Genomic DNA, 11638 nt, shown 5'->3' with positions numbered 1-11638 from the left:
GGGAGAGCTGAGCCAAGCCCATCAGGGAGGAAGACGAATGATGACCCCCCCGCACAACTACCTGGCCGTCATCAAGGTCGTGGGTATCGGTGGTGGCGGCGTCAACGCCGTCAACCGGATGATCGAACAAGGCCTCAAAGGCGTGGAGTTCATCGCGATCAACACGGACGCTCAGGCGCTGTTGATGAGCGATGCCGACGTCAAACTAGACGTCGGGCGCGAATCCACGCGAGGCCTCGGGGCCGGGGCGGACCCGGAAGTCGGCCGCAAGGCCGCCGAGGACGCCAAGGACGAGATCGAAGAGCTGCTCCGCGGCGCGGACATGGTGTTCGTCACCGCCGGTGAGGGCGGCGGGACCGGGACCGGCGGGGCGCCCGTCGTCGCGAGCATCGCGCGCAAACTGGGCGCGTTGACGGTGGGTGTGGTCACCCGGCCGTTCTCGTTCGAGGGCAAGCGCCGCGGCAACCAAGCCGAGAGCGGCATCTCTGCCCTGCGGGAGAGCTGCGACACCCTGATCGTGATTCCCAACGACCGGCTGCTGCAGATGGGCGACGCCGCGGTATCGCTGATGGACGCCTTCCGCAGCGCCGACGAGGTGCTACTCAACGGCGTCCAGGGCATCACCGACCTGATCACCACCCCGGGCCTGATCAACGTGGACTTCGCCGACGTCAAGGGCATCATGTCCGGCGCGGGCACGGCCTTGATGGGCATCGGTTCCGCCCGCGGCGAGGGACGTTCGCTCAAGGCCGCCGAGATCGCCATCAACTCGCCGCTGCTCGAAGCCTCGATGGAGGGCGCCCACGGCGTGCTGATGTCGATCGCCGGCGGCAGCGACCTGGGTCTGTTCGAGATCAACGAGGCGGCTTCGCTGGTGCAGGACGCCGCCCACCAGGACGCCAACATCATCTTCGGCACCGTGATCGACGATTCGCTGGGCGACGAGGTGCGTGTCACCGTCATCGCCGCGGGGTTCGACGCCGCCGGCGCCGGCCGCAAACCCGTGATCGGCGGCAGTGCCGACAAGGAAGAAAAGGGCGGCGCGCACCGGATCGAGTCGGCGAAGGCGGGCAAGCTCACCTCGACGTTGTTCGAACCGGTCGACGCCGTCAGCGTCCCCGTCCATACCAACGGATCGACCTTGAATATTGGCGGCGATGACGATGACGTCGACGTGCCGCCGTTCATGCGCCGCTGAGGGTCTCAATTTGCTTGCCAGCGCGCGACAAACCGGCCGCGGCCGGATGGCGCTGCCCCCTGGCAGGCACCGCGCTCCGGATACTGGTCACGTGAGCGTTCGCATCAGGCGGGTCACCACCACCCGCGCCGGTGGTGTCTCGAAGCCGCCCTTCGACACCTTCAACCTGGGCGACCACGTCGGGGACGATCCGGCGGCGGTGGCCGAGAACCGGGCCCGGCTGGCCGCCACGGTCGGCCTGCGCGCCGGCCGGGTGGTGTGGATGAACCAGGTCCACGGTGACCGGGTCGAGGTGGTCGACGGAGCGCGTGACACCGCGGTCGACGACACCGACGCGTTGGTGACGCGCACTGCGCGACTTGCCCTGGCGGTGGTCACCGCCGACTGCGTCCCGGTGTTGATGGCCGATGCGCGTGCCGGTGTCGCCGCGGCGGTGCACGCCGGCCGGGTCGGCGCCCAACGCGGGGTGGTGACCCGAACGGTGGAGGCGATGCTGGAGCTCGGCGCGCAACCCCAAGACATCTCGGCGCTGCTGGGCCCGGCGGTCAGCGGGCGCAATTACGAAGTGCCCGCCGCCATGGCCGACGAGGTCGAGGCGGCGTTGCCGGGCAGCCGTACCACCACCGCCGCAGGAACTCCCGGGCTCGACCTGCGGGCGGGAATCGCTTGCCAGCTAAGGGATCTGGGTGTCACGGCGATCGATATCGATCCACGGTGCACGGTTGACGACCCGGCGTTGTTCAGTCATCGGCGGGATGCGCCGACCGGCCGGCTGGCCTCACTGGTCTGGATGGAGTGACCGCGATGGCGGTAGGAATTCCAGCCCCCGACAATCGGAGTGACCGCGACTCGGAATTGACCCACGCGTTGGCATCGGTGCGCTCGCGCCTCGCAGCGGCCGCCGAGGCGGCGGGTCGCAATGTGGGCGAAATCGAAGTTTTACCGATTACCAAATACTTCCCAGCAACCGACGTTGTGACTTTGTGCCGATTGGGTTGCCGCGTCGTCGGCGAATCGCGTGACCAGGAAGCGAGGGCAAAAGTGGCGGAAGTCACCCGATTGTTGGCGGCCTCGGCGCACGGGGAAGTGGGAAATCCGCGCTGGCACATGGTCGGTCATATCCAGCGGAATAAAGCCAAATCGGTGGCAAGCTGGGCGCACACCGCGCACTCGGTCGACAGTGCACAGCTGGTGAGCGCGCTCGACAAGGGTGTGGCCGCGGCCCTGGCCGAGGGCCGCCGCACCGCCCCGATGCGGATCTACGTTCAAGTGAGCCTCGACGGCGACGAGTCCCGCGGCGGCGTCGACATATCGCGACCAGGCGCCGTCGACCAGGTGTGCGACCAGGTCGAGGACTCCAAGAACCTGGACCTGGTCGGGCTCATGGGTATTCCGCCGCTGGACTCGGACCCCGACGAGGCCTTTGACCGGCTCCAATCCGAGCATCGGCGCGTTCTCGAGTCGCATCGCGACGCGGTCGGGTTGTCCGCGGGCATGTCCAACGACTTCGAAATTGCCGTCAAACACGGTTCGACATGTGTGCGTGTCGGTACCGCGCTATTGGGTCCACGGCGGTTACCGTCACCGTAAGTAGTCACTGTAGTAACAGCTTTATCATTGACACCAGTACTCCCAGGGGCTAGAAGGGTCAACGCAATGAGCACACTGCACAAAGTCAAGGCCTATTTCGGTATGGCCCCAATGGACGACTACGAGGACGAGTATTACGACGACCACGCTCCGTCCCGCGGTTTTCCGCGCCCGCGATTTGACGACGGATACGGTCGCTACGAGCAAGACGACTACGACGACCCGCGCCGCGAGCCCGCCGACTATCCGCCGCCCGCCGGTTACCGCGGCGGCTACGGGGACGAGCCCCGCTACGGCGCCGTCCACCCCCGCGAGTTCGACCGGGGCGAGCGGGGCGGCCCGCGCTTCGGGTCGTGGTTGCGCAACTCCACCCGCGGAGCGCTGGCGATGGACCCGCGCCGGATGGCGATGATGTTCGAAGAGGGCCACCCGCTCTCGAAGATCACCACGCTGCGGCCCAAGGACTACAGCGAGGCCCGCACCATCGGTGAGCGTTTCCGCGACGGCACCCCGGTCATCATGGACCTGGTGTCGATGGACAACGCCGATGCCAAGCGGCTCGTCGACTTCGCGGCCGGCCTGGCCTTCGCACTGCGCGGCTCCTTCGACAAGGTCGCGACCAAGGTGTTCCTGCTGTCACCCGCCGACGTGGACGTATCCCCGGAGGAGCGCCGCCGGATCGCCGAAACCGGTTTCTACGCTTACCAATAGCCACATCCGCCGTCCGCCTCCCGTTGGGCGCCCCGGATCGTCGCCGGGTCCCGGGGCGACGTGAGATACGGCCTGTTACCCGGAGTCGGTACGCTGGCAGGCGCCGCGCCGGTCCGCGGCGCTCGGCATCGCCGAGCATCTCAGAGGTAAGGTCGGGGCACTTCAGTTGGTGTTGTTCTTTCAGATCCTTGGGTTTGCGCTATTCATTTTCTGGCTGCTGCTCATCGCTCGGGTCGTGGTGGAGTTCATCCGCTCGTTCAGTCGGGACTGGCACCCGACGGGGATCACCGTCGTGGTGCTGGAGATCATCCTGTCGATCACGGATCCGCCGGTGAAACTGCTCCGCCGGCTCATCCCGCAGCTCACCATCGGGGCGGTCCGCTTCGACCTGTCGATCATGGTGCTGTTGCTCGTCGCGTTCATCGGCATGCAGCTGGCGTTCGGCGCCGCGGCTTAGCGCCCATGCGGCCCATCGCGATGAACCCATTCCGGCCCGGAGACGGTTCGGCCACGTTTTAGCGTCGGTTTGGTTCCCGCGATTTAAAAATTCTAAGGTTTCGGATTTTATTGCCCTCAAAGTTTGAAATTGGTCCTTATTTATTGGGCTAATCAGCAACCGTCGCGCCTGGTGTGACAGGATGGACGGCAGTTGCACGACGGCTACCACTGCGTTCTACACTTTCCAGAACGTTCGACAGGAACTTGAGGGGACGAAACAATGCCGCTTACACCAGCCGACGTCCACAATGTGGCGTTCAGTAAGCCACCGATCGGCAAGCGGGGGTATAACGAAGACGAGGTCGATGCCTTCCTCGATCTGGTGGAAGCCGAGCTGACGCGGCTCATCGAAGAGAACAGCGATCTGCGCCAGCGGATCGAAGAGCTGGACCAGGAGCTCGCCTCCGGTGGTGGCTCGGCCACCCCGGCTGCGGCCGCCGCGCCCACTCAGGCGATTCCCGTACGCGAGCCCGTCCCCGAACCGGAACCGGTCAAGCCGGCGCCCGCCGCAGCCCCGGCCGCTGCGGTCAACAACGAGGAACAGGCCATGAAGGCCGCTCGGGTGCTGACGCTGGCACAGGACACCGCCGACCGCCTGACCACCACGGCCAGGACCGAGTCGGAGAAGATGCTGGCCGACGCCCGCGCCAATGCCGACCAGATTCTCAGCGAGGCGCGCAGCACCGCCGAGGCCACGGTCACCGAGGCCCGCCAGCGCGCAGACGCGATGCTCGCTGATGCGCAGACCCGCTCCGAGGCCCAGCTGCGACAGGCCCAGGAGAAGGCCGACGCCCTGCAGGCCGACGCGGAACGCAAGCACTCCGAGATCATGGGCACCATCAACCAGCAGCGCACTGTGCTGGAAGGCCGTCTCGAGCAGCTCCGTACATTCGAGCGCGAATACCGCACCCGGCTCAAGACCTACCTGGAGTCTCAGCTGGAAGAACTCGGGCAGCGCGGATCCGCGGCACCCGTGGACTCCAGCGCGGACGCGGGCAGCTTCGACCAGTTCAACCGGGGCAACAACTAGCTTTTAGGACGTGCCGGTCACTCGCTGAGCTTCGGGGTTGGCACACTAGGGCATGAAACCGCGGTCCCGCTCGTCGCTTGGAGGATGACTGATGCTCATCATTGCGCTGGTACTGGCCCTTATCGGCCTAGTCGCGTTGGTGTTCGCCGTCGTCACGAGCAATGAACTGGTGGCCTGGGTGTGCATCGCCGCGAGCGTGGTGGGCGTGGTGTTGTTGATCCTCGACGCCCTGCGCGAGCGCCAGCGGCGTGACGTGGGAGGCGACGAAGCGCCGGCTGCCGACGAGGCACAGGCCGACGAGACACGGGTTGACGAGAACGACTACGTCGACTACCCCGAGGAAGCCCCGGCAGAGGACGAACCGGCCACCACCAGGGAGACCGCGCAGACCGAGGAGCCCAGGGTCGCGGCCGAGGGCCGCGGCGACGAGCCCACCAGGTAATTTCCTGTCGGTCACTGGCGGTTTCGCGCTCAGTAAGTCGGCGTGGTGAGCAGTTCGCGGACCTCGTCGTCACTGATCTGATGGAAGTCGTCGTAGACCTGTCCGACGGCTTCGAATCCCGGCGGTGTGCTCGCGCACACCACGTCGTCAGCCTCTCGTAGAAGCTCGCGGCAGGTGGACTCCGGTCCCACCGGAACGGCAACCACGATCGATTTCGGGCCGGCGGCCCGGACGGCGCGTACGGCGGCGAGCATGCTTGCGCCCGTTGCGATTCCGTCGTCGACCAGGATGACGATCTGGTCGCGCAGGTCGGCGATCGGGCGACCGCCCCGGTAGGCGTGTTCACGCCGCAGCAGCTCGGCCGTCTCGCTGTCGATCACCTCGCGCACCTGCTCGTCGGTGACGTGCAGGCTGACCACCACGTCCCGGTTCATCACCACGCCACCACCGCTGGCCAAAGCGCCCATCGCCAATTCCGACCACTGCGGTACTCCGAGCTTGCGGACCAGGAAAACGTCGAGCGGCGCCCCCAGAGACGCGGCGATCTCCCAGGCAACCGGCACACCGCCACGGGCCAGTCCGAATACCAGTACATCGCCCCGGCCCCGATACGCCGCCAGCCACTTTGCCAGCTCGCGCCCGGCCTCGCGTCGGTCGACGAACGTCTTCGGTGATGTCCGCCGGACAAAGCGACTCGATGGGTTCATTCGTTTACGCTCCCGGCTACTGGGCCTGGTTCCAGGCTACGTGCGTCGGGCCGAGTGCGGTGGCAGAGTTCGGGTTGGCTGCGGGGTCAGGCACGACCGAGAGGATCCGCGAAATGAGACGGCGTCACGGCACCTACACGGCCTACAGCATCGGTTGCGCGATCGTATGGGCGGTCATCTTGGCGGTGGTTTCGACGACGGGCGACGCCGCCAGCCGGCATACGTTCCTGCTGGTGTGCGGCGGGTGGGCCATCGGATGGCTGTCGGCGACGATCGCCAGGGGCGTCTACCCGCCACCGAAGCGGCATCTCCGGCAGTGAATTACAGGGTGTGATCGCGGCTGCGCCGCTCAACACACGCCGTCGGCTCGGAAATCAACGCAAGCGTGCATTTCGCTCGCCTCAGTCGTGTGTCCGAGGGGGGACTTGAACCCCCACGCCCATTAGTAGGGCACTAGCACCTCAAGCTAGCGCGTCTGCCATTCCGCCACTCGGACAAGGCCAAACCAGCATGGGTTGGCAGCTAAGGCTATCGGATCGCGCGCCGCGAACCCAATCCAGCTCCTGGGAACGGCACGATGATCGGCATCGAGCCGTCCAGCCGAGGCAATGGTAGGAAAGGTGGTTGTGACCATTCAGAGCGGGGCGACCGAGGTGCCAACCAACCCGAGCGACGACGTGGTCGAGGTTGTCAGCAAGTTGATCCGGTTCGACACCACCAATACCGGCGAACCGGAAACGACCAAGGGCGAGGCCGACTGCGCGCAGTGGATCGCCGAGCAGCTCGCTGAGGTCGGTTACGCGCCGGAGTATGTCGAATCCGGCGCACCGGGCCGCGGCAACGTTTTCGTCCGCCTGCCGGGCGCCGACAGGTCGCGCGGCGCGTTGCTGATCCACGGGCATCTCGACGTGGTCCCTGCCGAGCCGACCGAGTGGAGCGTAAACCCGTTCTCCGGCGCCATCAAAGACGGTTTCGTCTGGGGTCGCGGCGCAGTCGACATGAAGGACATGGTCGGCATGATGATCGTGGTGGCCCGCCAGTTGAAGCGCGCGGGCATCGTGCCGCCACGCGACCTGGTCTTCGCGTTCATCGCCGACGAAGAACACGGCGGGACCTTCGGCGCCCGGTGGCTGGTTGACAACCGCCCGGAGCTCTTCGCCGGTGTCAGCGAGGCGATCGGCGAGGTGGGCGGGTTCTCGCTGACGGTGCCCCGCCGCGACGGGGGAGAACGCCGGCTCTATCTGATCGAGACAGCCGAAAAGGGGCTGTCGTGGATGAAGCTCACCGCCCGGGGCCCGGCCGGCCACGGCTCGATGGTGCACGACCAGAACGCCGTCACCGCCGTCGCCGAGGCCGTCGCCCGATTGGGCCGCCACCAGTTTCCGCTCGTGGTGACCGACACGGTGGCGCAGTTCCTCGCCGCCGTCAGCGAGGAGACCGGGCTGACCTTCGACACCGAATCGGGCGACCTGCGGGGAGTGATCGAAAAGCTGGGCCCGATGGCCCGCATGCTCAAGGCGGTGCTGCACGACACCGCGAACCCCACCATGCTCAAGGCCGGATACAAGGCCAACGTCGTACCGGCGATCGCCGAGGCGGTGGTGGACTGCCGCATCCTGCCTGGGCGCAAGGAGGCGTTCGAGGCCGAGATCGACGAGCTGCTGGGGCCGGACGTGACGCGCGAGTGGATCAAGGACTTCTCGTCGTATGAGACCAGCTTCGACGGCGACCTGGTCGATGCCATGGACGACGCAGTGCTGGAGCACGACCCGGGCGCCCGTACCGTGCCGTATATGCTTTCCGGTGGCACCGACGCGAAATCGTTCGCGCGCTTGGGTATTCGCTGTTTCGGGTTCAGCCCGCTGCGGTTGCCGCCGGATCTCGATTTCACCGCGCTGTTCCACGGCGTCGATGAGCGGGTACCCATCGATGCGCTGCGGTTCGGCACGGAAGTGCTGGCCTACTTCCTGACCCACTGCTAGACGCTGACCCACTGCTAGACCACAAACGCACGCCGATCACACGAGAGGACCGCCATGAGCACTGCTCCTGACCCGTACGCATCGTTGCCGAAGCTGCCGACCTTCACATTGACCTCGCAATCGGTTACCGACGGTCAGCCACTGGCCAATCCGCAAGTCAGCGGAATCATGGGTGCGGGCGGTGAAGACGTCAGCCCCCAGCTGAGCTGGTCGGGATTCCCGGACGAGACCCGCAGCTTTGCCGTCACCGTGTATGACCCCGACGCCCCGACGGCCTCCGGTTTCTGGCATTGGGCGGTGGCCAACCTGCCTGCCGACGTTACCGAGCTGCCCGCGGGCGCCGGCGATGGCAGCAACCTGCCCGGGGATGCGCTGACGCTGGTGAACGACGCCGGCAAGCGCCGGTATATCGGGGCCGCGCCGCCGGAGGGCCACGGCCCACACCGGTACTACATCGCCGTGCACGCCGTGGACACCGACAAGCTGGATCTTCCCGAGGACGCCAGCCCGGCCTTCCTCGGCTTCAACCTGTTCCAGCACGCCATCGCGCGGGCGGTCATCCACGCCACCTACGAACAGAAGTAGGGCTTCGGGCTTCGGCCCAAAAAGGGGGTGCGGGCTTCGGCCCCGGGCGTCCGTCCGTCCGTCCTTGAGAGGGCGTCAGCCCGAAATCGCTTGCGCCACTTTCGTCCCGGCGGTTTCATCGCGGCGCTTTTTGTCGGTGGGCGGCCGTAGTATTCGAACATGCTTTCGAATACTCGCGAGGAGCTCCAGGATGACGTTGACGCTTTGCGCGCCATCGTCTCTCGCTTCCGTGAGCATTCGTATGAAGCGCTGACCAACCCGGAGCGGTTGCAGCTGCTGGAGACACTCGAGTGCGAGACACGCAAACTTCAAGCGCCTACCCATCAGCTCATCAATCAGCTTGGTGAACAAGGGGATTCAACCGAGCTCGGCGGCAAGCTGTCCTGGGTGTTGGCCGACCGGCTGCATATCACCCGCGCCGAGGCCGGCTGCCGGATCGCCGAGGCGGCCGATCTTGGGCCTCGCCGGGCAGTTTCCGGTGAGCCGTTGCCGCCGGTGCTGCCCGCGACGGCAGCGGCCCAGCGCAACGGGACCATCGGTGCCGACCACGTGGCGGTGATACGGCGGCTTTTCCACCAGTTGCCCGCGTCCGTCGACTTCGACACCCGCGAGCATGCCGAGAAGCACTTGGCGGACAGGGCGACCGAGTTTCGACCCGATCAGCTCGCCAAACTTGCCCGCCGCCTGATGGACTGCCTCAACCCTGACGGCAGCTACACCGACGAGGACCGGGCGCGGGTGCGTGGGTTGGTGCTCGGCAATCAGCAGGCCGACGGGATGTCGCGCCTGAGTGGATGGCTGACGCCGGAGGCGCGAGCCAGCTGGGAGGCGGTGCTGGCCAAGCTCGCCGCGCCCGGCATGTGCAACCACGACGACGACACGCCGGTCGTCGACGGCGCCCCTGCGGAAGAAGCGGTGCAGCGCGACACCCGAACCACGGGGCAGCGCAACCACGACGGGCTCAACGCGGCGCTGCGAGCGATGCTGGCCAGCGGAGACTTGGGTCAGCACAACGGATTACCGGCCAGCATCATCGTGACCACCACACTCACTGACCTCGAAGCCGCCGCCGGGAAGGGCTTGACCGGCGGTGGCACCATCCTGCCGATGTCGGACGTCATCCGCCTGGCCCGTCATGCCCACCATTACCTCGCGATCTTCGATAAGGGCAAGGCGTTGGCGCTGTATCACACCAAGCGTCTTGCCTCGCCCGGTCAACGAATTGTCCTGTATGCCAAGGACCGTGGGTGCTCACATCCCGGCTGCGACGTGTCCGGCTATTACTGCGAGGTCCACCACGTCCAAGATTGGGCCAGGACGTACCGCACCGACATCGACCAACTCGCCATGGCCTGCGGCACTCACCACCGGCTCCTCGAGAAGGGCTGGACGACCCGAAAACGCGCCAACGGCGACACCGAATGGATACCGCCGCCGCACCTCGATCGCGGGCAACCGCGAATCAACACCTTCCATCATCCCGAGGATGTGCTGTGCGAGAGCGAAGACGGCGAAGACGACGACGCAGTGGGTGCGGCTTAACGCGCCGAATCACATGCGTCCGTACGCGACGGCCATTATTAGGCCCAAACCCGCCAGCAAGAGAAACATGATCGTCACCGGGTCGATTACTTCGAAGATCATGTGATCACACCTGGGTGGGCGGGACGGTCAGTGATGGACGTAACCTGGCCAGTCCGCTCACAGCCGTGCGGCGAACTCAAAGCGGGCTCCGTGCTGATGCTGTTCGTTGCTCTCCTCACGTGGCGGTCGGTTAAGGTCACGGCCCCCACGCGAAGCGAACATCTCTGGCGTGGTTAGTTTCCGGGGCGCGCGCTGTTGGCAAGGTGCTTGGGTCGCTGCCTGTGACCGAGCGCCCTTCGTTAGGTGCATCTCATAGGGCACGGCCGCCAGCAGCGTCACCAGTCGTCCCGCCTCACCGGGAATTGAGTAGATGCGTTGGTCGCCGGGCCGCGCGCCGGCTATCACGCGACCCAACGGCGACGCCATCGAGTAGACCGTGATGTCGGCGCCTTCGCTGCCGCGTCTGCCTAGCAGGAAAGTTTCGGTCTCACCGGTGAAGTCGTAGCGGATGGTTAAGACCATGCCCGGTTTGGCAATGGAGTCACTGGCGGGGTTCTCGCCAATGACCGCCCTCGCCAACAGGTTCTGAATCTCGCTAATACGCCGTTGTAGCGCTGAGCGTTTCGCGTCGAAGTCCATCAGGTCGTCAGGAACTTCAACGATCAGCCGCGACCGCAACTCGTTGAGTGTGTTCCGCAGGCGGGTGTACTGCTGTCTTGTCATCCAGATGGATTCGTTACTGGTCATTTTGAGCGATGTCCTTTCTTCTACCGGGGAGCGTTATCGGGGAGCGTCGTCAGGGGCGGGCCAAAGGAGGCTGCCGCCGCTGACGACTCGGACGCCCATGGTGGGCGAAATTTCGGTGCGGTCGAGCGTTTCTCATGGGGTTAATTCCATGGTGGCGCGCGCGGGCTCGACGGTGTTTGCCGGAAACCGACAACGGAGGTGCGAAGCGTTGTTGCACACCGACAACGCTGTCGCCGAGGCTGCGCCGAAGCGGCCGCACGCAGTAGCGAAGGCGCTTGTGGGATACGGAAACTCAGTCCCCGCAGACGTTCACCGCGGGGACTGAGTTGGGGATTTACGGGACGAGGACTACCAGGTGGGCGCGCTGCTTATCGTCGCTCGACGAGGCGGTCGAAGCTCTGTTGCCATCGGTCGTAGCGGACTCGGTCAAGGGTGATGCGTGCGCGCGCGAATAGGGCCACTGCGAAAAGGCTCACGGCCCACCAGGTCGCTACTGCGAACGTCAGCGCTTCATTGCGGGCGGTGTATAGCGGTCGGGCAACCGGAAGGCCTTCGTCATCTACC

General features: G+C 65.9%; 12 protein-coding genes, 1 tRNA gene and 2 pseudogenes. 11 read left to right on the top strand and 4 right to left on the bottom strand.

Annotation, left to right across the window (positions count from 1 at the left end):
- Positions 1-40 precede the first annotated feature (40 nt).
- The 7 genes from ftsZ to A5652_RS09430 all read left to right on the top strand — a co-directional run bounded on the left by ftsZ (position 41) and on the right by A5652_RS09430 (position 5469).
- Positions 41-1198, top strand: coding sequence for a cell division protein FtsZ (gene ftsZ / locus A5652_RS09460; RefSeq protein WP_007770764.1), 1158 nt, complete (start codon positions 41-43; stop codon positions 1196-1198).
- Positions 1199-1289: 91 nt separating this feature from the next.
- Complete coding sequence (gene pgeF, locus A5652_RS09455; protein ID WP_067349684.1) at positions 1290-1997, top strand: peptidoglycan editing factor PgeF; 708 nt, start codon at positions 1290-1292, stop codon at positions 1995-1997.
- A gap of 5 nt (positions 1998-2002) precedes the next feature.
- Positions 2003-2788, top strand: coding sequence for a YggS family pyridoxal phosphate-dependent enzyme (locus A5652_RS09450; RefSeq protein WP_067349689.1), 786 nt, complete (start codon positions 2003-2005; stop codon positions 2786-2788).
- Between the two features lie 66 nt (positions 2789-2854).
- A complete protein-coding gene (locus A5652_RS09445) occupies positions 2855-3499 on the top strand; it encodes a cell division protein SepF (protein WP_007770769.1) in 645 nt (214 codons plus the stop codon).
- Positions 3500-3665: 166 nt separating this feature from the next.
- Complete coding sequence (locus tag A5652_RS09440; RefSeq protein WP_007770770.1) at positions 3666-3956, top strand: YggT family protein; 291 nt, start codon at positions 3666-3668, stop codon at positions 3954-3956.
- Between the two features lie 261 nt (positions 3957-4217).
- Positions 4218-5027, top strand: coding sequence for a DivIVA domain-containing protein (locus A5652_RS09435; protein WP_067349681.1), 810 nt, complete (start codon positions 4218-4220; stop codon positions 5025-5027).
- A 91-nt stretch (positions 5028-5118) separates the two neighbouring features.
- A complete protein-coding gene (locus A5652_RS09430; RefSeq protein WP_067349678.1) occupies positions 5119-5469 on the top strand; it encodes a phage holin family protein in 351 nt (116 codons plus the stop codon).
- 29 nt (positions 5470-5498) lie between these two features.
- Here A5652_RS09430 and A5652_RS09425 read toward each other — a convergent pair.
- Positions 5499-6188 (bottom strand): annotated as a pseudogene (locus A5652_RS09425) (phosphoribosyltransferase); the annotation flags it as partial.
- A 101-nt stretch (positions 6189-6289) separates the two neighbouring features.
- Between A5652_RS09425 and A5652_RS09420 the strand changes: the two are divergent.
- Entirely contained in the window at positions 6290-6496 is a 207-nt protein-coding gene (locus tag A5652_RS09420; RefSeq protein WP_067349672.1) for a hypothetical protein, read from the top strand.
- Positions 6497-6586: 90 nt separating this feature from the next.
- On the opposite strand, the gene A5652_RS09415 is transcribed toward A5652_RS09420, so the two are convergent.
- Positions 6587-6672: transfer RNA gene (locus A5652_RS09415), tRNA-Leu, on the bottom strand.
- Positions 6673-6784: 112 nt separating this feature from the next.
- Here A5652_RS09415 and A5652_RS09410 point away from each other — a divergent pair.
- From A5652_RS09410 to A5652_RS09400, 3 genes are all read left to right on the top strand, one after another.
- On the top strand, positions 6785-8158 hold the full coding sequence (locus tag A5652_RS09410; protein ID WP_369805771.1) for a M20/M25/M40 family metallo-hydrolase: 1374 nt from the start codon (positions 6785-6787) through the stop codon (positions 8156-8158).
- Positions 8159-8212: 54 nt separating this feature from the next.
- Positions 8213-8743: a YbhB/YbcL family Raf kinase inhibitor-like protein gene (locus A5652_RS09405; RefSeq protein ID WP_067349669.1), complete on the top strand. Its 531-nt coding sequence runs from the start codon at positions 8213-8215 to the stop codon at positions 8741-8743.
- A gap of 159 nt (positions 8744-8902) precedes the next feature.
- The gene (locus tag A5652_RS09400; RefSeq protein WP_067349666.1) at positions 8903-10285 is read left to right on the top strand and encodes an HNH endonuclease signature motif containing protein; all 1383 of its coding nucleotides are present in this window, start codon (positions 8903-8905) and stop codon (positions 10283-10285) included.
- A 159-nt stretch (positions 10286-10444) separates the two neighbouring features.
- Here the strand turns inward: A5652_RS09400 and A5652_RS09395 are convergent, their stop codons facing one another.
- Both A5652_RS09395 and A5652_RS28505 read right to left on the bottom strand, forming a co-directional pair.
- A complete protein-coding gene (locus A5652_RS09395) occupies positions 10445-11074 on the bottom strand; it encodes a GreA/GreB family elongation factor (RefSeq protein WP_067349663.1) in 630 nt (209 codons plus the stop codon).
- 368 nt (positions 11075-11442) lie between these two features.
- Positions 11443-11638, bottom strand: a pseudogene (locus tag A5652_RS28505) (hypothetical protein); the annotation flags it as partial.

It is taken from the genome of Mycobacterium sp. 1165178.9, assembly GCF_001673555.1.
GTDB lineage: Bacteria > Actinomycetota > Actinomycetes > Mycobacteriales > Mycobacteriaceae > Mycobacterium.
Note: the sequence above shows the minus strand (reverse complement) of the source record. Positions and strands in the feature narration are given on the sequence as shown.